Origin of the sequence: Marinobacter salinisoli (assembly GCF_017301335.1) — a bacterium.
GTDB classification, from domain to species: domain Bacteria; phylum Pseudomonadota; class Gammaproteobacteria; order Pseudomonadales; family Oleiphilaceae; genus Marinobacter; species Marinobacter salinisoli.
In genome coordinates this window covers 3,687,375-3,706,803 of sequence record NZ_CP071247.1, presented here as the reverse complement: position 1 = coordinate 3,706,803, position 19,429 = coordinate 3,687,375, and the positions used below count along the sequence as shown (strand labels likewise).

General features: G+C 58.9%; 20 protein-coding genes. 17 read left to right on the top strand and 3 right to left on the bottom strand.

Annotated elements, in window-relative coordinates:
• Positions 1 to 51 precede the first annotated feature (51 nt).
• From urtB to LPB19_RS16940, 13 genes are all read left to right on the top strand, one after another.
• The gene (gene urtB / locus LPB19_RS17000) at positions 52 to 1,656 is read left to right on the top strand and encodes an urea ABC transporter permease subunit UrtB (RefSeq protein WP_206644062.1); all 1,605 of its coding nucleotides are present in this window, start codon (positions 52 to 54) and stop codon (positions 1,654 to 1,656) included.
• Between the two features lie 3 nt (positions 1,657 to 1,659).
• A complete protein-coding gene (gene urtC / locus LPB19_RS16995) occupies positions 1,660 to 2,787 on the top strand; it encodes an urea ABC transporter permease subunit UrtC (protein WP_206644061.1) in 1,128 nt (375 codons plus the stop codon).
• A complete protein-coding gene (gene urtD, locus LPB19_RS16990) occupies positions 2,784 to 3,608 on the top strand; it encodes an urea ABC transporter ATP-binding protein UrtD (protein WP_206644060.1) in 825 nt (274 codons plus the stop codon). The genes urtC and urtD overlap by 4 nt, the downstream gene beginning before the upstream one ends.
• A complete protein-coding gene (gene urtE / locus LPB19_RS16985) occupies positions 3,608 to 4,306 on the top strand; it encodes an urea ABC transporter ATP-binding subunit UrtE (protein WP_206644059.1) in 699 nt (232 codons plus the stop codon). Before urtD ends, urtE begins: the two co-directional genes overlap by 1 nt.
• Entirely contained in the window at positions 4,303 to 5,208 is a 906-nt protein-coding gene (locus LPB19_RS16980; RefSeq protein WP_206644058.1) for an urease accessory protein UreD, read from the top strand. Before urtE ends, LPB19_RS16980 begins: the two co-directional genes overlap by 4 nt.
• Positions 5,209 to 5,382: 174 nt before the next feature.
• Positions 5,383 to 5,685: an urease subunit gamma gene (gene ureA / locus LPB19_RS16975; RefSeq protein ID WP_206644057.1), complete on the top strand. Its 303-nt coding sequence runs from the start codon at positions 5,383 to 5,385 to the stop codon at positions 5,683 to 5,685.
• Positions 5,686 to 5,697: 12 nt separating this feature from the next.
• The gene (locus LPB19_RS16970; protein WP_206644056.1) at positions 5,698 to 6,009 is read left to right on the top strand and encodes an urease subunit beta; all 312 of its coding nucleotides are present in this window, start codon (positions 5,698 to 5,700) and stop codon (positions 6,007 to 6,009) included.
• A 150-nt stretch (positions 6,010 to 6,159) separates the two neighbouring features.
• On the top strand, positions 6,160 to 7,863 hold the full coding sequence (gene ureC, locus LPB19_RS16965; RefSeq protein ID WP_206644055.1) for an urease subunit alpha: 1,704 nt from the start codon (positions 6,160 to 6,162) through the stop codon (positions 7,861 to 7,863).
• Between the two features lie 24 nt (positions 7,864 to 7,887).
• Positions 7,888 to 8,409, top strand: coding sequence for an urease accessory protein UreE (gene ureE, locus LPB19_RS16960; protein ID WP_206644054.1), 522 nt, complete (start codon positions 7,888 to 7,890; stop codon positions 8,407 to 8,409).
• Positions 8,393 to 9,097: an urease accessory protein UreF gene (locus tag LPB19_RS16955; protein ID WP_206644053.1), complete on the top strand. Its 705-nt coding sequence runs from the start codon at positions 8,393 to 8,395 to the stop codon at positions 9,095 to 9,097. Before ureE ends, LPB19_RS16955 begins: the two co-directional genes overlap by 17 nt.
• 167 nt (positions 9,098 to 9,264) lie before the next feature.
• Complete coding sequence (gene ureG / locus LPB19_RS16950; protein ID WP_206644052.1) at positions 9,265 to 9,903, top strand: urease accessory protein UreG; 639 nt, start codon at positions 9,265 to 9,267, stop codon at positions 9,901 to 9,903.
• Between the two features lie 41 nt (positions 9,904 to 9,944).
• Complete coding sequence (locus LPB19_RS16945) at positions 9,945 to 10,130, top strand: hypothetical protein (RefSeq protein WP_206644051.1); 186 nt, start codon at positions 9,945 to 9,947, stop codon at positions 10,128 to 10,130.
• Between the two features lie 264 nt (positions 10,131 to 10,394).
• Positions 10,395 to 10,850, top strand: a complete 456-nt coding sequence (locus LPB19_RS16940) for a CopD family protein (RefSeq protein WP_206644050.1) — start codon at positions 10,395 to 10,397, stop codon at positions 10,848 to 10,850.
• A 252-nt stretch (positions 10,851 to 11,102) separates the two neighbouring features.
• Here the strand turns inward: LPB19_RS16940 and LPB19_RS16935 are convergent, their stop codons facing one another.
• Complete coding sequence (locus LPB19_RS16935; protein ID WP_206644049.1) at positions 11,103 to 12,653, bottom strand: hypothetical protein; 1,551 nt, start codon at positions 12,651 to 12,653, stop codon at positions 11,103 to 11,105.
• Between the two features lie 352 nt (positions 12,654 to 13,005).
• Here LPB19_RS16935 and LPB19_RS16930 point away from each other — a divergent pair, with 352 nt between their 5' ends.
• Positions 13,006 to 13,290 (top strand): hypothetical protein, encoded by a 285-nt coding sequence (locus tag LPB19_RS16930; protein WP_206644048.1) that lies wholly within the window; start codon positions 13,006 to 13,008, stop codon positions 13,288 to 13,290.
• Here LPB19_RS16930 and LPB19_RS16925 read toward each other — a convergent pair.
• Both LPB19_RS16925 and LPB19_RS16920 read right to left on the bottom strand, forming a co-directional pair.
• Positions 13,283 to 13,729 (bottom strand): DUF3010 family protein, encoded by a 447-nt coding sequence (locus LPB19_RS16925; protein WP_206644047.1) that lies wholly within the window; start codon positions 13,727 to 13,729, stop codon positions 13,283 to 13,285. The two genes, LPB19_RS16930 and LPB19_RS16925, sit on opposite strands and share 8 nt — an antisense overlap.
• A gap of 29 nt (positions 13,730 to 13,758) precedes the next feature.
• Positions 13,759 to 14,103 carry a PBPRA1643 family SWIM/SEC-C metal-binding motif protein gene (locus tag LPB19_RS16920; RefSeq protein WP_206644046.1) on the bottom strand — a complete coding sequence of 115 codons (345 nt, stop codon included), beginning with the start codon at positions 14,101 to 14,103 and terminating at the stop codon, positions 13,759 to 13,761.
• Between the two features lie 259 nt (positions 14,104 to 14,362).
• On the opposite strand from LPB19_RS16920, the gene LPB19_RS16915 reads away from it, so the two are divergent.
• Genes LPB19_RS16915 through LPB19_RS16905 form a run of 3 tightly spaced genes read left to right on the top strand, consistent with a single transcriptional unit; the run spans position 14,363 to position 19,416 of the window.
• On the top strand, positions 14,363 to 16,132 hold the full coding sequence (locus LPB19_RS16915; protein ID WP_206644045.1) for a DEAD/DEAH box helicase: 1,770 nt from the start codon (positions 14,363 to 14,365) through the stop codon (positions 16,130 to 16,132).
• 25 nt (positions 16,133 to 16,157) lie between these two features.
• Positions 16,158 to 18,914, top strand: a complete 2,757-nt coding sequence (locus LPB19_RS16910) for an AAA domain-containing protein (protein ID WP_206644044.1) — start codon at positions 16,158 to 16,160, stop codon at positions 18,912 to 18,914.
• 19 nt (positions 18,915 to 18,933) lie between these two features.
• Entirely contained in the window at positions 18,934 to 19,416 is a 483-nt protein-coding gene (locus LPB19_RS16905; RefSeq protein WP_206644043.1) for an FKBP-type peptidyl-prolyl cis-trans isomerase, read from the top strand.
• Positions 19,417 to 19,429: the final 13 nt, after the last annotated feature.

Sequence of the window (19,429 nt, the reverse complement as noted above, 5' to 3'; positions counted from 1 at the left end):
GGCCCCGTTCGCCGCTCAGCCCCTCCAACCTTCATGGACAGGACGCAACCCATGGGCATCATGCGATGGCTCAGTCAGCTTCTGCTTGTCTGGTTTTTACTTTGCCCCGGTCTCGTTTCCGCGCAAGTGGATGACTCGGAGGCCCAGCAACTGCTGACGCAACTGGCGGAATCCTCCTTCGCTGCCAAGAAAGACGTAATCAATCAAATCGCGGGCAGTGGTGATGAACGCGCCCGAGGCTGGCTGGAGGCCTTTGCGGCCAACAAGCTGGGCCGCATCGACGCAAGTGGTGAATTCATCGTCGTGCTCAAGAACCGGGGTCGGAACTGGACCGTCGCCAGCGCCCTGACCGGCGAGAATCTGGGTGAAATGTCCCGCCGGGACATCGACACCATTCGGGTCAACAACTCACTGCGTAATGAGCTGGAAGGCATCCTTTCAGTCATTGACCTTAAAAGCCCCGACAAGGCCAAGCGCCTCTCTGCTGCCCGCGCCCTGAAAGGCAGCGTGGACGAAACTCTGGCCGAGCGACTGCCCGAGCTGATCGAAGCTGAAGACAGCGGATCGGTTCAGGCAGCGCTGGCAGAGGCCCTGGCCATTTACCAGGTGGAAGAACTGGGCGATGTGGCCGCCGTCGCCACCTTGTCTGGCAGCCTCAACTCCGAAGCCCGCGCGGCGCTTCAGCAGGCCATGCGCAGCGATGATCCACAGCTCGCCGCAGCGGCGAAAGCCGCCATGAAAAGCATCGAACAGAAACTGAAAATGAACCGCGCCGCGGAGACCCTGTATTTTGGCCTGTCACTGGGTTCGGTGCTGGTGCTGGCCGCTATCGGCCTGGCGATCACCTTCGGCGTGATGGGCGTTATTAACATGGCCCACGGCGAACTTATCATGCTGGGGGCCTACACCACCTGGGGCATGCAGCAATTGCTGCCGGGCCAACCGGGCCTGGCGCTGATTCTCTCGATTCCGGCGGGCTTTCTGGTCGCCGCTCTGGCGGGCATCGCCATTGAGCGCTCCGTCATTCAGCACCTGAAAGGCCGGCCACTGGAAACCCTGCTGGCGACCTTTGGCATCAGCCTGATCCTGCAGCAGCTGGTCCGCACTGTGATTTCCCCGCTCAACCGCACCGTGGTCACCCCGGACTGGATGAGTGGCTCGGTGATGATCAACGAAGCCCTGTCCCTGACCCTGAACCGCATGTACGTCATCGGTTTCGCTCTGGTGGTGTTTGCCGGGCTGATGCTGATCATGCGCAAGACCCGCCTGGGCCTGGAAGTCCGGGCCGTCACCCAGAACCGGGCCATGGCACGCTCCATGGGCATCCGCGCCACCCGCGTGGACATCCTTACCTTCGGCCTGGGTTCCGGCGTGGCCGGGCTGGCGGGCGTGGCCCTGTCTCAGATTACCAACGTGGGCCCGAATCTGGGCCAGAGCTACATCATCGACTCGTTCATGGTGGTGGTGTTCGGCGGCGTCGGCAATCTCTGGGGCACGCTGCTGGCGGGGCTCTCACTCGGCACCATTAACCAGTTACTGGAACCCTGGGCGGGCGCCGTGCTGGCCAAGATCATGGTGCTGGTCCTGATCATCCTGTTCATTCAGAAACGCCCCCGGGGACTCTTTCCCCAGAAGGGCCGTGCGGCGGAGGGTTGAGGTATGTGGTTGACTAGACCTTTTCAGGAACGCTCCACGCAAATCTTTCTGGGCGTGCTATTCACTGCGCTGGCAGTGGTGACGGTGCTGCACCTCACCATGCCCAAGGACAGCGCCCTGTACGTCAGCTCCTACACCGTGACGCTGCTCGGCAAATATCTGTGCTACGCGCTGCTGGCGGTGGCGGTGGATCTGGTCTGGGGCTATCTGGGCATTCTCAGCCTTGGCCACGGTGCCTTCTTTGCCCTCGGCGGCTACGCCATGGGGATGTACCTGATGCGCCAGATTGGCGATCGGGGCGTGTATGGTGACCCGATCCTGCCGGACTTCATGGTGTTCCTGAACTGGCAGGAGCTGCCCTGGTACTGGCTCGGCTTCGACATGGCCTGGTTCGCCTTCATCATGGTGCTGCTCGCGCCGGGCCTGCTGGCGCTGGTGTTCGGCTTCCTGGCATTCCGGTCCCGGGTGACCGGCGTGTACCTCTCCATCATCACCCAGGCGCTGACCTTCGCGCTGATGCTGGCGTTCTTCCGCAATGAGATGGGCTTTGGCGGCAACAACGGCCTGACCGACTTCAAGGACATCCTTGGGTTTGATCTGCGCACCAATGCCACCCGATTGGGCCTGTTCATTGCCAGCGGGATCGCACTGGCCATCGGCTACGTGATCTGTCGCGGCATCGTTACCAGCAAGCTGGGGCGGGTCAGTGTTGCCTGCCGCGATGCCGAAGCCAGAACCCGCTTCCTCGGTTACCGTGTGGAACGGGTACAGTTGTTTGTGTTCGTCATCTCCGCCATGCTGGCGGGTGTTGCTGGTGCGCTCTACGTGCCGCAGGTCGGCATCATTAACCCGAGTGAATTCTCGCCGCTGTTCTCCATCGAGATCGTGGTGTGGGTTGCCTTGGGTGGCCGGGCTACACTGTATGGTGCGGTCATTGGCGCGCTGCTGGTGAACTACGCCAAGACGGTATTCACCGGCGTCATGCCCGACGCCTGGCTGTTCGCCCTGGGCGGGCTGTTCGTGATCGTCACCGTGTTCCTGCCCAAAGGCATTGCCGGCCTGCTCAGCAAACGCAAGAAAGCCCGGGCGTCGGATGACGACCTGACCGATGCACAGGAGGTGGCCGCATGAGCATGTTTCAGGAATTGACCAACCGGGACCGGGTGTTTGAATTTCTGGCACCCGTCGAGTCACCGGTGGATGTGCGCCACGGCTCCATTCTGTATCTCGAGGACGTCAGCGTCAGCTTCGATGGCTTCAAGGCCATCAACAACCTGAACCTGACCATCGACGATGGCGAACTGCGCTGCATCATCGGCCCCAACGGCGCGGGCAAAACCACCATGATGGATATCATCACCGGCAAAACCCGCCCCGACACCGGTTCGGTGTGGTTCGGCAGCCGCCACAATTTGCTGACCATGAACGAGCCGGACATCGCCAGTCTCGGCATCGGCCGGAAATTCCAGAAGCCCACCGTGTTTGAAGCCCTGACGGTGTTCGAAAACCTCGAGCTGGCTATGGCCACCGACAAGCGAGTGTTGCCGACGCTCACTTCCAGACTCGCCGGGGAAGATCTCGACCGGATCGACGAGGTGCTGACTCTGATCGGCCTCAAGCGTCTGAAGGACCGGGAAGCCGGCATTCTCTCCCACGGTCAGAAACAGTGGCTGGAAATCGGTATGCTGTTGATGCAGAAGCCCCGACTGTTGCTGGTGGATGAGCCGGTGGCGGGTATGACCGAACAGGAAATGGAACGCACCGCCGAGCTGCTGACCAGCCTCGCGGGCAAGCAGTCTGTGGTGGTGGTCGAGCACGATATGGGCTTCGTTCGCTCCATCGCCCGCAAGGTGACGGTGTTGCATCAGGGCAGTGTGCTGGCGGAGGGCTCAATGGATCAGGTCTCCAATGACCCGGAAGTTGTCAAAGTGTATCTGGGGGAGGACGCCTGATGCTGAAGATTGACCAGCTGAACCATTTCTATGGCGAGAGCCACACCCTGTGGGATCTGCACCTGGATGTGCCCCAGGGCAAGTGCACCTGCGTGATGGGCCGCAATGGCGTGGGCAAGACCACCCTGATGAAGTGCATCATGGGCGAGGAAACCCCGAAAAGCGGCTCCATCGAGTTTGCCCGGGATGTGGAACTCACCACTCGCAAGATGGAAGACCGCCCGCGTCTGGGCATCGGTTACGTACCTCAGGGCCGGCAGATATTCCCCCTGCTGACCGTGGAAGAAAATCTGCGCACCGGGCTGGCCGTTCGCGCCGACGGCAGCAGGAAAATCCCGGAGCGGGTGTACGAACTCTTCCCGGTGCTCAAGGAAATGAAAAACCGCCGCGGCGGCGACCTGTCCGGCGGGCAGCAACAGCAACTGGCCATTGGCCGCGCCCTGGTGATTGAGCCCCGCCTGCTGATTCTGGATGAACCCGGTGAAGGCATTCAGCCCAACATCGTGGCCCAGATCGGCGAGGTCATCCGCAAACTGATCGAAGAAGATGGCCTGACCGTGCTGCTGGTGGAACAGAAACTGCCGTTTGCCCGCAAGTACGCCGACCGCTTCGCCATTCTCGATCGCGGACGCCCGGTGGCCGAAGGTGAAATTGCAGAATTGTCCGATGAATTGATCAAGAAGCACCTGACGGTATGACGGCTTTTCAACCCATCGTTAACCAAGAGGCCGCGAACGACTCCGGCCACCGCTTCGACACGGACCGGCAGTGGGCCGCGTCTCTGTCCCTGGGCTTTATTGCCCGGAACGAGGGCGAGCGACAGGTTACCCGCCTGACCCGCCGGCACCATCATGGGCCGTTGCGGGTTCAGCGGCCTTTCTACCCGGAAGGCCCGGAAGGCTGTTGCCACGTGTACCTGCTGCACCCGCCGGGTGGGCTGGTGAGTGGCGATGTGCTTCGTATCGAGGCCGAGGTAGGCGAGGGCGCCCATGCCCTGTTGACCACCCCTGCTGCCGCCAAGCTCTACAAGGCCGACAGCCACGGTGTGGCCTGGGGCCAGCACACCAAGTTAACCGTGAGCAAAGACGCCATTCTCGAATACCTGCCCCAGGAAACCCTGGCCTTCGACGGTTCCCGGGGCGAGCAAAGCACCACCATCGAGTTGGAAACCGGCGCCCGCACACTGGGCTGGGAAATCCTCGCCCTGGGCCGCCCGGCCAGCCGGTTGCCGTTTGTGTCCGGCCATCTGGAACAGCAGTTCCGCCTGACCATGAACGGCCAGCCCCTGTGGCTCGAACGACAACCCCTGGACCCCAACCACCCGCGCTTTGCCGGCAAATGGGGGCAGGGCGGTGCCACCGTTCAGGCCACGCTTTGGGCCGTAGGGCTGGAAGACGAAGTCGAAGCCATCGAAGCGGTGCGCGAGGCATTGCCCGAGAACCATCGCTGGGCAATCACCCGGCGCCGTGGCGTGGTGCTGTTGCGCTACCTCGGCAACGAACGAAACGAAGCCTGGGCCCTGTGTCAGCAGGCCTGGGAAATCCTGCGCCCGCGCCTGACCGGGCTGCAGGCACACATACCAAGAATATGGCTGACGTGAATTTGGGAGTGGGAAGCGGGCAGGTACGTCCCTCCGGGACACGCTGTGAATACGTCCATGTAAGCTCAGCGGCAGCATCCATGCTGCCGATGGTCCCGAATGGACGTCCCTGCCCACTTCTCCCGATCCTTTGAGTTATTCGCATTTTAAAAGAACAAACATCGGAGTCGCGCAATGGAATTAACGCCCAGAGACAAAGACAAGCTGCTGCTGTTCACCGCAGCACTGCTCGCTGAACGCCGCAAGGCCAAAGGCCTGAAGCTGAACTACCCGGAAGCCATCGCCCTGATCAGCGCCGAAATCATGGAAGGTGCCCGCGAAGGCCGCTCCGTGGCCGAACTGATGAGCTCCGGCACCGAAATCCTCACCCGGGATGACGTCATGGACGGCGTTGCCGACATGATCCACGAAGTGCAGGTGGAAGCGACGTTCCCCGATGGCACGAAACTCGTGACGGTTCATAACCCCATAGTTTGAGGAGTGGCTGAGATGATTCCCGGCGAATACCAGATCCAGGACGGCGACATCGAACTCTGCGCCGGCCGCGAACGTACCACCATCGAGGTGGCCAACACCGGCGACCGCCCCGTGCAGATCGGCTCTCACTACCACTTTGCCGAAGCCAATCCGGCGCTCGACTTTGACCGTGACAAGGCACGTGGACTGCGACTCGATATCGCAGCCGGTACGGCCATTCGCTTCGAACCCGGTCAGACTCGCGAAGTCACCCTGATTCCTTTCGCCGGTGGCCGGGAAATCTACGGCTTCCGCGGCGAAGTGATGGGGAAACTGGACAGCTAAATCGGAATTTGGGGAGCGAGTGGGAGTGGTCTTCCGAAACTGTGCTGAGCCATGGATGGCGAAGCCCAAGCGCCACATGGATGTGCTTGAGCGTGTTTCGGAATGCCGGTCCCACTGGCTCTTGCTCCCAAAAGGAAAACGAGGGATAGCATGAAAATCAGCAGACAAGCCTACGCCGACATGTACGGCCCCACCGTGGGCGACCGGGTGCGCCTGGGCGACACCGAACTGTGGATCGAAGTCGAAAAAGACTTCACCCACTACGGCGACGAAGTGAAATTCGGCGGCGGCAAAGTCATCCGCGATGGCATGGGCCAGAGCCAGCGCAACGACGACACCGTGATGGACACCGTCATTACCAACGCCCTCATCCTCGACTGGTGGGGCATCGTCAAAGCCGACGTGGGCATTCAGAAAGGCCGCATCGCCGCCATCGGCAAAGCCGGCAACCCGGACACCCAGCCAGACGTCCAGATCGTCATCGGCCCGGGCACCGAAATCATCGCCGGTGAAGGCAAAATCCTCACCGCCGGCGGCATCGACCCCCATATCCACTTCATCTGCCCCCAGCAGGTGGAAGAAGCCCTGATGAGCGGCATCACCACCATGCTCGGCGGCGGCACCGGCCCGGCCACCGGCACCAACGCCACCACCTGTACCCCGGGTGCCTGGCACATTGGCAAAATGCTGCAGGCGGTGGACGAACTGCCCATGAACATCGGCTTCCTCGGTAAGGGCAACGCCTCACTGCCAGCCGCGCTGGAAGATCAGATCAAAGCCGGCGTCATTGGCCTCAAACTGCACGAAGACTGGGGCACCACACCGGCGGCCATCGACAATTGCCTGACCGTTGCCGACCAGTACGATGTGCAGGTGGCTATCCACACCGACACCCTGAACGAATCCGGCTTCGTGGAAGACACCCTGGCCGCCTTCAAAGGCCGCTGCATCCACACCTTCCACACCGAAGGTGCCGGCGGCGGGCACGCGCCGGACATCATCACCGCCTGCTCCAAGGATTACGTGCTGCCGTCCTCTACCAACCCGACACGGCCCTACACCATTAACACCGTGGACGAACACCTGGATATGCTGATGGTGTGCCATCACCTGGACCCGAACATCCCGGAAGACGTCGCCTTCGCCGACTCCCGCATCCGCCGGGAAACCATTGCCGCTGAGGACATCCTGCACGACATGGGCGTGATCTCCATGATCTCTTCCGACTCCCAGGCCATGGGCCGGGTGGGCGAGGTGGTGTGCCGCACCTGGCAAACCGCCCACAAGATGAAAGTACAGCGCGGCCTGCTGCCGGAAGACCAAGAACTGGGTGCCGACAACTTCCGCGCCAAGCGCTACATCGCCAAGTACACCATCAACTCCGCCATCACCCACGGCCTGGCCCATGAAGTGGGTTCGGTGGAAGTGGGCAAGCTGGCGGACCTGTGCCTGTGGAGCCCGGCGTTCTTTGGCGTGAAGCCCGCCTGCATCATCAAGGGCGGCATGATCGCCGCCGCCCCCATGGGTGACCCGAACGCCTCCATCCCGACACCGCAGCCGGTTCACTACCGCCCCATGTTCGGAGCTTTCGGCAAAGCCGCCAGTGCCACCCGCCTGACCTTCGTCAGCCAGGCTGCATTGGACGCCGACATTGGCAAGGAACTGGGGCTGGACAGCCCGCTGTCCGCTTGCAAAGGCGTGCGCGACGTGCGCAAGAGCGACATGAAACTGAACGACGCGTGCCCACACCTGACCGTGGACCCGCAAACCTACGAAGTACACGCCGATGGCGAGCTGCTCACTTGCGAGCCCGCCACAGAACTACCCCTGGCCCAGCGTTACCATCTGTTCTGAGCCAGGACGAAGGAGAAAGACAACATGTTGGAACTGACACAACGCATCAACGACGTAGACAGCAGCGAAATCCACGACAGCCTGATTTTGCCTTATGAGCTGCGCATCCGGGGCCGGCTGCGTGCCACCACCGTCACCAACCTGGACGTGGGCCTGTTTCTGGAACGCGGCCAGGTACTGCGGGACGGCGACCTGCTGCAAGCCAAAACCGGCGAGATCATCCGTATCCGTGCTGCTGAAGAGCCGGTGGTGACCGCTCGCATCGAAGCCGGCCTGCCACTGGCCCGCCTGTGCTATCACCTGGGCAACCGCCACGTCACCCTTGCCATCGGCCACGACGACAAAGGCGGCTGGGTGCGCTTCCCGCCGGACCACGTACTGGAAGAACTGGCCGAACGCCTGGGTGCCAAACTCACCCACCACACCGCCCAGTTTGATCCGGAACCCGGCGCCTACGCCCAGGCAGGGCAGGGGCACTCCCACGGCCATAGCCAGGGACACAGTCATAGCCACAGCCACGGGCATCACCATGGTCACACCCACTGATCCGGCCTCCGGCGACCTGGCCCTGCTGGGCCTGCTGCAACTGGTCAGCCCGGCCCTGCCCATCGGCGCCTTCGCCTGGTCCCAGGGCCTGGAAAGCGCTTTCGAGCTGCAATGGGTAACCACCGAAGCAGAGCTGGGTGAATGGCTGGAAGGCGTACTGGAAGACGGCCTGACCCGCTGCGAACTGCCCCTGCTGGCCCGGCTACAGAAAGCCTGGGCCGAAGCCGACAGCGAAAGCATCGCCCAGTGGAACCAGTGGCTCCACGCCACCCGGGAAACCGCTGAACTGAGCGATGAAGACATTCGCCTTGGTGGCGCATTGGTTCGCCTGCTCGGCAGCCTCAACCTGCTGCCTCAGCCGGAAGAGGGCAGCGCCACACTGCCAGCAGAACCCGGCTACCCCGCCATGTTCGCATGGGCCGCCTACAGCCGGGGCGTACCCGTACGCCAGACCCTGCTGGGCTTCGCCTGGGCCTGGCTGGAAAACCAGCTGGCCGTGGCCTGCAAAGCCATGCCTTTGGGCCACACAGCGGCCCAGCGATTAACCGAACAACTGCGCCCCAAACTGGTGATCGCAGTGGACAAGGCCCTGGGCCTGCAAGACGACGAATTAGGACCGGTACTGCCCGGGCTCGCCCTCGGCAGTGCCTTACATGAAACCCAGTATTCAAGGCTTTTTAGAAGCTAAGAAATCATCCCGAGGTTGGGGGAGGGAAGCAGGTAGACCTTTTTGAAAATGTGCGGAGCCAAGGATGGCGCAGCTCAAGCGCACATGGATGTGCTCGAAGCGGTTTTCAAAAAGGTCTACCTGCTTACCGACTGACTCGGAGTAAGAAAACAAAGAGGAGAAAACCTATGACCCATTGTTTGCGAGTAGGCGTCGGCGGCCCCGTCGGTTCCGGCAAGACAGCCCTCCTGCGCCAGTTGTGTAAAGCCCTGCGGGACCACTACAACATCGCCGTGGTCACCAACGACATCTACACCCGCGAAGACGCCGACTTCCTGCTGCGCCACGAAGCCCTGCCAGCAGATCGCATCCTCGGCGTAGAAACCGGCGGCTGCCCGCACACCGCCATTCGTGAAGATGCCTCCATGAACCTGGCGGCCATCGACGACCTCCAGTCCCGTCACCCGGGCCTGGAACTGGTGCTGGTGGAATCCGGCGGCGACAACCTCTCCGCCACCTTCAGCCCGGAACTGTCCGACCTCACCCTGTACGTCATCGACGTCTCCGCCGGCGACAAAATCCCCCGCAAAGGCGGCCCCGGCATCACCAAATCCGACCTGCTGATCATCAACAAGATCGACATCGCCGAACAGGTCCACGCCTCGCTGGAAGTTATGGAGCGGGACTCCAAGAAAATGCGCGGCGAACGCCCCTTTGTGTTCACCAACCTGTACGACGGGGTAGGGCTGGAAACCATCATCAGCTTCATTCTGGAGCGCGGCATGCTGCCGGAACGCCGTCCGGAAAAAGTGGCTGCCTCGGCCTGAGAGCGCACACCAAACAATTAACGAACTAGGGAAAAGTAGATATGAAACTGACTAAACGAATTGCCATGACTGCCGCTATGGTTCTGGCTTCAGGTGTGGCCTGGGGCCACGGTGGCCATGAGGCGATTGGGGATGGGCTGCATATTGAGTATCTGTTCGCTGCGGGTGCGGCTGGTATCGTGGCGCTGTATGCGTTGATGGGGCGCAAGGGGAATGGACAAGATTAAAACGCGGGTTGGGATCAATCGGTAATCTGGTGTCGGCTAGCCGAGCCAAGAATCATCGAGAACAGAAAGCTGTGTGGTGCTACCTCACAGCTTTTTTGGTTTTCTACGTGATATTAGTTGCACTTAAGGCAGCCGGTTAAGGTAGAGGTCATGTAGTGTTAGTCCCGCGCATTACGGAAGTGCCGGTTGACAGGCAATCCATTGAAAGGGTTTGGTTTTGATGTGGCTGGGGCTTATGCTCACACATTTTCCGGGAGTCGCTTTATGAGTCTGGCCATTGCATTACATGTTCTCTCTGCCGTTATTTGGGTTGGCGGCATGTTTTTCGCCTATATGGCCATGCGCCCAGCGGTGGTTGAGGTGATCGGTGCGTCCCAAAGGGGCGAGCTCTGGTGTCGTACCCTGTCCCGATTTTTCCGATGGGTGTGGGCTGCTGTGATCCTGTTGCTGGTGAGCGGTTACTGGATGATCTTCAACGTATTCGGTGGCATGGCGGGTGCCGGTTGGCACATTCACGTTATGCAGGGATTGGGAATTGTGATGATGCTCCTGTATTTCCATGTCTATTTTGCCCCCTTCAGGCGGCTTAAGCAGGCCGTTGCCAACCAGGACCCTCAAGAAGGTGGGCGCCAGGTAGGGCAGATCCGCAGGCTGGTGGGCACCAACCTGATTCTTGGAGTGATCGTGGTGGTGATTGGGGCTGGTGGTCGGTATCTGTAAGCCAGCTGAAGGGTGACACCACGCTCCAGCTTTCGTATGAAAGTTTATGCCCCTTTCAAACTGCGCCCCTACCAACAGGAAACCGTCGATGCCCTGATAAGGCATTGCTGCCAATGCGATGATGCGCTGCTCGCTTGGTGTGGCGTTGAGGTTCATTGGCTCGATTGGGCGTTCGAACAAGTCCCGTAAGACAAACGACATTCAAACGCCCCTTCGCTCAGATCAATTGCAGGCCAATATCCTCACAGTCTTCTAACTTCTCCCCGCCGTTGCCTGTATTTGTTCGCCAGAGTCCCTCTCTGTTTCCGGGGCTATCTCCCGCAGTCGACGGGACCACTGCTCGGCGGCTCCGGTATCGCCGGCCAATTTAGCCGCACGGGCTGCTCCTTCCAGGGTGTTATACCGGTTCGGCCAGGTGCGATTCGACTGCTGATAAGCCTTGAGGGCCTCGGCCGGGCGATCCAGGGCGAGTAACAGATCGCCAAGCGCCTCGTAGGGAGGGAGCAGGGTTCCGGGACTGACCGGATGCTTCTCGACGGTGGCTTCCAGCTCCCCGGCGGAACGCATCAGTTCGATGGCCCGGTCGGGTTCACCCTCGGCCTTGGCTATCCAACCGGCAAGGATCCTCCGGTCCACCTCAATGTAGGTCGGGAAACGCGGATCGGGAGCGGACCGGGCGGCTTCCGCCAGAGTCTCCAGGCGCTGTTCAGCCTCGCGGGCGGTTTCCAGATCACCGGTGTGGACGGCCCCAAGCCCGCGAGCAAACCAACTCAGAGCCTCGGGCCAGGGGAACGTGTCCCAGCTAATGTAGTCGTCAGCACGGGGGGTAATGGTGGCAGCCGCCTCCCAATCGTGTTCTTCAACGGCCAGCCGTGCGGGGATGGATGCCAGGTGGAATGCCCCGGGGAAATTGGCCTGGTGTGGTCCGTTGGCCTGGGCCGACTCCCAGACACGGTGTGCGGCGCTGTCTTCACCCCGCTGGAGGTGGCCATACACCAGATAATCAAGGGCATGAATGTAGTGGAAGGATGTGGCGCCATCGACCTGGTGATCGACCGCCACGTCTGCGGACTGGCTGTTCCATTCAATCATCCGGGGCCAGTCACCGAGCCGCACATAAATGTGAGACGGCATGTGCAGGGCATGGGGAACACTGGGGGCTATCCCGGCATAGGAATCCACGATTTCAGTGGCGTTGCCGGCGCGGCCATCGGCATCCGTGGCGTGTATGGAGTAATGCACGGCCCCGGGATGGGTGGGCTCGGTCTCCCAGGTGGCACGCAGTACCTTTTCCGCTTCGTTGTGCAGTGTCTTGCGGTCTTCAGCGGACCGCGCCAGCGTCAGGCGGGACAAGGCATAAAGGGTAGCGACGTTGGCGTCTTCCGGAAAGGCTTGATAGGCCTGCTCCATACCCTCAATCCAGCCGGCCAGCCGCTCGTTGACCTGGTCGGTATCCGGCTCAAAGAACGCGGCGGTGGCGTTTATCAGCAGCCGTTCACGATCTTCTTCGGCAGCGTCTCGGGCTAGCTGGATTTCCTGGCGACCGAGGGTGATATCGTCAGTACTGGGCGTGGTGCCCCATAACGGCTGGAACAGCGACATGGCGACACCCCAGTGGGCCATGGCACAGCCGGGATCGGCCTGGGTAATGGCGTCGAACTCGGCGCGGGCCTGGGTGTACATCATGTGATGTATCAGGCCCAGTGCGTGATCGACGTCAGCGCGTACAGCGTCATCACAGTCGGCCTGAAAATCAACGGTGCCGACGTCATCCCCGGCGCTATGGGCATGACCATCATTCATGGTGTCCTGATGTGCGATTGCGGGGGGGATAAAGCTCAGAGAAACAGCGAGTGTTAAACGAGAGAGTGTGTTCATGACATGACTCCAGTGGTGGTGGAGCCGGCATGTTTATTCGGGTCAGAAGCTGAATACGAACTGCCAGTTGCTGGCTCTGCATGCGCAGCTTACAAACTCAAATTTACTCCTGTCGTGGCTGAATGAACAGCGACAGGCTTACGACGGGTGATGAGAAAACAGGGGCAGATCTATTTCCCTTATTTTCTGATAGATTCAACCGCATGGAATTGGCAATTGATAGTTACCGGGTATCTATTCGGCACCCAAGAGTTGAGCTCAGCGACAGGCCTTTATTATGCAATTGGATAAAGCAAAAAAGCGTATTGCAAAGCAGGTTAAGAAAGGCTTTCACGGCTATCCGTTAGTTTCGCTGGAGTACTTTGGTAAAACGCCGGATTTAGCCACGGAAGTCGTTATTTCATTTACCGAGGAAGAGGGCGCAGAGCCTCAGAAACAAACGTTTGTGAGTGGTGCTGACGCCCGGGAAGATGAAACCATTCAATCCGCGCTTCTGAAAATCATTGAGCGGGCGGATGCCAAAACGGTGACTGAGATCGACGGCATTTCCGTTCTCAGTTAGAACGGGCACCACTTTGCAGCTGGCCTACGTAGGCGGCGATAAAGGCCGCTTCCTGAAAGGCCTTCAAACCCGTATCGGCAAACGCAATGGGCAGCGGGTTGGATGCCAGGGTGGACTTGATCAGTTGGGATGACAGCAAGGTGACCGTAAGCTCAGCACTGTTGATCAGTTGAATGGCCGCTTCCATTTTGAAGCTGATGGCACCACCGGCAAATCTGCCTTTTTGCATCCGTTCTTTGATCGCGACACTGGTGACGCCGTACTCGGCCATCAACTCCGCAAAGGCCATCTGGAATTGCTTCAGATCGTCACGGCTATGATTTTTCGGCAGTGACACCTTGCGCACCTTGCACTCCGGCAGATTGAACTGCCCCCTGTCCCTATTCAGCAAACACACCACGGCATCGCTGCCAGTCAGTTCCACTCCACAAACAATCATAGCTATCGTCCTCTGCAAACCCGTTGCCGTTAGCCACAGCACTTCTTGAATTTGATTCCGCTACCACAGTGACATAAATCGTTGCGGGAGGGTGCTTTGGCCGTGGTGACCGTTCCTTTCTTCTTCAGGATGGCGGTGAGCTCGTTGATGGATTCAACGGCGCCCTCGCGGGTATCAACGGATATATTGGCATACAGCTTCGCCTCGGCGACCTGTGCTTCTAGTTCCAGCTTGCGGGCTTCACTGGTAACCACCAGCGTAAGCGGGTACTTCTTGCTGCCACTCTTTTTGCTGGCGTTGGTCTCAAAACCGCCGTAAGCGGTGTGGTGCTGGCGAGCGTCCTGCCGACCTTTGTAGAAAAATTTATCTGACATGCTGAGTTCCTGATGGAGAGAAGTCCCAAGCCACTGCCGGGGGCAGTCTTTTAGCATGCTTGCTGAAATGGGGATATAGGGAAAAGCGGTACGGATGTCCTGATGGCTCAATGTGAGTCACTATCAACACCGTCTTAACCTCGGCGGCCATCAATGAACCGTCCCTGGGCGGAATTCTTGGCGCTCTATGGGCTGGGTGTCGAGCCGGCTTTTGCTAGTATGGCGGCCTGTTCATCCGGATACCGATTAAGCTCTGCAAATGAATGGTTCTTTCAAACTTCGCCCCTACCAACAGGAAGCGGTCGATGCCACGCTCAGGCACTTCCGCCAATCCGATGAGTCTGCCGTCATCGTGCTGCCCACCGGCGCGGGCAAGAGCCTGGTCATCGCCGAGCTGGCCCGTCTTGCCCGGCGCAAAATTCTGGTGCTGACCCACGTCAAGGAACTGGTGGAGCAGAACCACGCCAAATACGAGAGCTATGGGTTAGCCGGCGGCATTTTCTCCGCCGGGCTGAAGCGCAAGGAAAGCCAGCATCAGGTCACCTTTGCCAGTGTGCAGTCCGTGGCGGCGAATCTGGATCAGTTCCGGGATGAATACTCGCTGGTGATCATCGATGAGTGCCATCGGGTCAGTGGTGAAGACACCAGCCAGTACCAGCGGATCATCGAGCTGCTGCGGCAACAGAACGACGCCCTCAAAGTGCTGGGGCTCACCGCCACGCCCTATCGCCTGGCCATGGGCTGGATCTATCGCTATCACTACCGGGGCTTTGTTCGCGGTTCTAGCGAAGACGATAAGCCTTTTGTGCACTGCATATACGAACTGCCGCTGAGCTACATGATCAACCGGGGCTATCTCACCAAACCCGAGTTGGTGAACGCGGCGGTGGCGCAATACGATTTCTCCGCGCTGGCTCAGGACCGCTTTGGTGAATACGCCGAGAAAGACGTCAACCAGCTGCTTAGCAAACACAAGCGGGTGACCCGCGCCATCGTTGAACAGGTGATGGAACTGGCCGCAGAGCGCCAGGGGGTGATGATCTTTGCGGCGACGGTGGATCACGCCCGGGAGATCACCGGCTATCTGCCGGAACAGCAAACCGCGCTGGTGACCGGCGCCACCGATCAGAAGGATCGGGACCAGCTGATCCAGCGCTTCAAGCAGCGGCAGTTGAAGTATCTGGCGAATGTGTCCGTGCTTACCACCGGCTTTGATGCGCCCCACGTGGACTTTATCGCCATTCTTCGCCCCACCCAGTCGGTCAGCCTGTATCAGCAGATTGTGGGCCGTGGCCTTCGCCTCGACGACGGCAAGCAGGATTGCCTGGTGATTGATTACGCGGGCAACAGCGTGAACCTGCATCACCCGGAAGTGGGGGAGCCGAAACCAAGCCCGGACAGCGAGCCGGTGCAGGTGTTCTGTCCGGGCTGTGGCTTTGCCAACATCTTCTGGGGCAAAACCGACAGCGATGGCCGGGTGATCGAACACTACGGGCGCCGTTGCCAGGGCCTGCTGGAGCCTGCGGAAGAGGAGGGAGCGGCAGGGCTGCGCCCGGAACAGTGCGATTACCGTTTCCGGTTCAAGGAGTGCCCCCACTGTGGGGCCGAGAACGATATCGCGGCCCGCAACTGCCACCAGTGTCGCCAAGCCATTATCGACCCGGATGATCAGCTGCGTGATGCCCTGAAACTCAAGGATGCCATGGTGATCCGCTGCGCCGGCATCACGTTAAGTGTCGCCGGCAGCAAGCTGAAAATCACCTACCACGGCGAGGACGGGGAAGAACTCAGCGAGTCCTTTGATTTCAGCAAGCCGGCACAGCGTGCCGTGTTCAATAAACTGTTCGGGCGTCGTTTCGCCAATAGCCAGGCGCCGAAAACGTTCAACAAGGCGGAGGAAGTGCTGGAGCTTCAAGCCCTGTTGCCGGCACCGGACTTTGTCATCGCCCGCAAGCAAAAGCACTATTGGCAGGTGCAGGAACGGATGTTTGATTATCAGGGTAGCTATCGGATGGCCAATGAGGCTTGAGGCTGGAGACTAGAGATAGAGGGTTATGGTCACCATACACGTAAACGGACAGGATAAAACCGGGCAGATCAGCGATTGGCGAATACGGGACTCTCGCCGAGGCCTGGAACTGACCTGCTTCTTCCCTTCAGGAAAATCCTACACACGTCCACTCAATGAGTGTGAGATTACGCCCACTGAAGTCATGGAAGACGTGCTCCTTGTAAAGAAAGAGGGAAGTGCCTTTAGCCCCGTGGACAAAGCCGTGATTTACGGTAACAAGCAGGCGCTGGTCCAGTATTCATCGGGAGCCAAATCCTACGTTATGGATATGGACAACATCCGTCTCGTCAAGAAAACGGACTTCAAGGATGGCGGCATCTTTCCTTACTTTCTTTCTGTCGCCGAGGGCCGGCTCGCAAGGGCGAAAGCCAGCCCCAGAGAAGATGCGGCCATTCCCGAGAACCTGCTACGCCAACTGAACTCTCTGCCCCCAAATCCCGAGGTGGTATTGGATGCGTATTGCACAGGGGCCAGTCGGCCACGAGAAAAAGCGGAAAATCTTATTTTTCCTTTTGGTCTCAACGAAAGCCAGCTAGAGGCAGTAGAGGGCGTTTTTTCCTCACAAGTGAGTGTCATCGAGGGCCCTCCGGGGACCGGAAAGACACAAACAATATTGAACATTCTGGCCAATATTGTTCTGAGAGATGAAACCGTTGCCATTCTTTCCAACAACAATACAGCCGTAGAGAACGTTTACGAGAAACTGGAGCAAGAACGGTTGGATTTTCTGGTTGCCAGACTCGGCAACAGCAAGAATCGTGAAGAGTTTTTTGCCAGTCTTCCCTGTGTCCCCTCCGCTGAATACCCACCTGCGCCGCCGCTGGAGGACATCGAGGCCCGGATCGAGCACTTGAAGGCGTTCTTACATGCCCGGAACACAGTGGGCAAACTGCAAGCGGAAGTCGATGAGCTGAAAATCGAGCGCCAGCATCTGCTGCAATGGCGACACGAAAACCGGCAAAGCGGTCCGCTCTCGCCCGGGACTGCTCCACTGGAAAAATATCGGTTATCCACGCAAAAAATCACCGATTTGATGGCTTATCTGACCATGCTTGATGACAAGCCCATCACTCTGAAAAACCGACTAGAGCTTTGGCTGAACTTCCGGATTTTTCGAGCCAAACCGTTTCGCTCACCGCCCCAGCGGGACCTGGTGATCCACTCCTTGCAATTGCGTTACTACGATCAGGCCTTGGAGGAGAAAGAGGCCGAGCTGGCTTCATGCGAGGAAATTTTGGAGAAAGGCGATTTTGAGTCGCTATTGAAGAGCACGACCACATCATCCATGGCCTACCTGAAAGACAGGCTTCAAGCAAAACCGTGGTCGCACGAGGCGTTTACGTCCAGAGGTTACCGCGACCGGATTGATGAGTTTTTAAAGCGCTTTCCCATCATCGGCAGTAGTACGCATTCCATCATCAATTCTCTTAAACCAGGAACGGTTCTGGACTATGCCATCATCGACGAAGCATCTCAGCAGGATATCGTTCCGGGAATACTGGCTCTGGGCTGCGCCCGGAACCTTGTGATTGTCGGCGATAGAAAACAGCTACCCCCAATCTTCGCGAAGGTCGGGCCCCCAGCGCCTGATAGAAGGTATGACTGCGAAAAACACAGCCTTCTGGATTCCTGCCTTCAGGTATTCGGTGACACTATTCCCGTGACTCTGCTAAAAGAGCACTACCGGTGTCACCCGAGAATCATTCAATTCTGCAACCAGCAATTCTACGATAACCAGCTTATTCCGATGACCCGGGACTCGGGTGAAAAGGCCCTTCAACTAATTGTCACCGCTCGAGGAAATCATACCCGTCGCTTTAAAAACCAACGTGAACTGGATTCCTTGCTTCATGTCTTGGAGCAAGGGGGAAGCAACCAGTGGGATGAGAGTTCCAAGCGGGGGTTCATCGCGCCTTATAACGCACAGGTGGCTTTGTCGAATTCACATCTTCCAGCCAGTTTTGTCAAGGATACGACTCATAAGTTTCAGGGCAGGGAGTGCGATGAGATTGTCTTCTCAACGGTCTTGGACAAGAAAGCCAGCAACCAGAGAAATCTTGCGTTTGTCGACGATCCCCATTTGATCAACGTTGCTGTGTCCAGGGCCAGGAAGCGGTTTACTCTGGTGACGGGCAAAGACGTATTTGTGTCATCGAGTGGGCCTGTTGCCGCGTTGATCCGCTACATCGAGTATTACGCGAATGAAACAGACCAGATTCACCGTTCGCCTGTGGTGTCGGCTTTCGATTTGCTTTATCGAGAGTATGACCAGTCGCTGGAAAAACTTCGGTCCCGTCTGAGGTCTGGCGACTCACAATTCCAGTCCGAGCAGATTGTGTCCGCGATATTACGCGATCGCCTTTCACACCGGTCCAATCAGGCGATCATCTTCCATACCCAGATAGCCTTGAATCAGTTGGTGTCGTTTGACAATGAGAGGCTGACTGACGGCGAGCGAGGTTTCATGATGGGCCGAAGCCGTTGTGATTTCGTGCTCTACTTTAAGGTCGGCAAAAAACCGTTGGCTGTCATAGAGGTGGACGGAGGTGACCACGATAAACCGCAGCAGATGAAATGGGACGCCCTCAAGGACAGCATCCTTGATAAGGGGGGCTTACCTTTGCTTCGTCTGAAGACAGTCGAAAGCAACATTGAACAAAAGGTTGAAAAGTTTCTGCTTGCAGTGGCCAGCTCGGGAACGCAGCCCGGCCCCGCCGAAGGCTATAATGGCGTACTTTGAACCGTCGCGGAGAACAGTTATGCCAATCGAAAAGAATCAGGTGGTCTTGTTTCACTACAGCGTCCGTGATGAACACGGCAACGCCATCGAGGACTCCCACGGCGGCGAGCCGAACGCTTACCTGCATGGCCACGGTGGCGTTATCAGGGGGCTGGAAGAGGCCATTGAAGGTCGGGATGCCGGCGATACGTTCAGCGTTACCGTCACGCCGGACAAAGCCTACGGTCCGCGCAAGGAGGGTGCCGTCCAGCGCGTGCCCATCAAGCATCTGATGGGCGCCAAACGCTGGAAGAAGGGCATGATCGCTCAGGTGCAAACCGAGCAGGGCCCGCGCCATGTGGTCGTCGCCAAGGTCGGCCACAAGTTTGCCGATGTCGACACCAACCATCCGATGGCCGGTAAAACGCTGACCTTCGATATCGAAATCATCGACGTGCGCGCCGCAGAGCCGGAAGAGATCGCCCACGGCCATGCCCATGGGCCCGGTGGGCATCATCATTGAGGGATTGAGGTGA

What these genes read in the sequence shown, in the direction of transcription:
- urtB (WP_206644062.1), top strand. Translation starts at nt 52, where the DNA reads ATGGGCATCATGCGATGGCTCAGTCAGCTTCTGCTTGTCTGGTTTTTA.
- urtC (WP_206644061.1), top strand. Translation starts at nt 1,660, where the DNA reads ATGTGGTTGACTAGACCTTTTCAGGAACGCTCCACGCAAATCTTTCTG.
- urtD (WP_206644060.1), top strand. Translation starts at nt 2,784, where the DNA reads ATGAGCATGTTTCAGGAATTGACCAACCGGGACCGGGTGTTTGAATTT.
- urtE (WP_206644059.1), top strand. Translation starts at nt 3,608, where the DNA reads ATGCTGAAGATTGACCAGCTGAACCATTTCTATGGCGAGAGCCACACC.
- LPB19_RS16980 (WP_206644058.1), top strand. Translation starts at nt 4,303, where the DNA reads ATGACGGCTTTTCAACCCATCGTTAACCAAGAGGCCGCGAACGACTCC.
- ureA (WP_206644057.1), top strand. Translation starts at nt 5,383, where the DNA reads ATGGAATTAACGCCCAGAGACAAAGACAAGCTGCTGCTGTTCACCGCA.
- LPB19_RS16970 (WP_206644056.1), top strand. Translation starts at nt 5,698, where the DNA reads ATGATTCCCGGCGAATACCAGATCCAGGACGGCGACATCGAACTCTGC.
- ureC (WP_206644055.1), top strand. Translation starts at nt 6,160, where the DNA reads ATGAAAATCAGCAGACAAGCCTACGCCGACATGTACGGCCCCACCGTG.
- ureE (WP_206644054.1), top strand. Translation starts at nt 7,888, where the DNA reads ATGTTGGAACTGACACAACGCATCAACGACGTAGACAGCAGCGAAATC.
- LPB19_RS16955 (WP_206644053.1), top strand. Translation starts at nt 8,393, where the DNA reads ATGGTCACACCCACTGATCCGGCCTCCGGCGACCTGGCCCTGCTGGGC.
- ureG (WP_206644052.1), top strand. Translation starts at nt 9,265, where the DNA reads ATGACCCATTGTTTGCGAGTAGGCGTCGGCGGCCCCGTCGGTTCCGGC.
- LPB19_RS16945 (WP_206644051.1), top strand. Translation starts at nt 9,945, where the DNA reads ATGAAACTGACTAAACGAATTGCCATGACTGCCGCTATGGTTCTGGCT.
- LPB19_RS16940 (WP_206644050.1), top strand. Translation starts at nt 10,395, where the DNA reads ATGAGTCTGGCCATTGCATTACATGTTCTCTCTGCCGTTATTTGGGTT.
- LPB19_RS16935 (WP_206644049.1), bottom strand. Translation starts at nt 12,653, where the DNA reads ATGAATGATGGTCATGCCCATAGCGCCGGGGATGACGTCGGCACCGTT.
- LPB19_RS16930 (WP_206644048.1), top strand. Translation starts at nt 13,006, where the DNA reads ATGCAATTGGATAAAGCAAAAAAGCGTATTGCAAAGCAGGTTAAGAAA.
- LPB19_RS16925 (WP_206644047.1), bottom strand. Translation starts at nt 13,729, where the DNA reads ATGATTGTTTGTGGAGTGGAACTGACTGGCAGCGATGCCGTGGTGTGT.
- LPB19_RS16920 (WP_206644046.1), bottom strand. Translation starts at nt 14,103, where the DNA reads ATGTCAGATAAATTTTTCTACAAAGGTCGGCAGGACGCTCGCCAGCAC.
- LPB19_RS16915 (WP_206644045.1), top strand. Translation starts at nt 14,363, where the DNA reads ATGAATGGTTCTTTCAAACTTCGCCCCTACCAACAGGAAGCGGTCGAT.
- LPB19_RS16910 (WP_206644044.1), top strand. Translation starts at nt 16,158, where the DNA reads ATGGTCACCATACACGTAAACGGACAGGATAAAACCGGGCAGATCAGC.
- LPB19_RS16905 (WP_206644043.1), top strand. Translation starts at nt 18,934, where the DNA reads ATGCCAATCGAAAAGAATCAGGTGGTCTTGTTTCACTACAGCGTCCGT.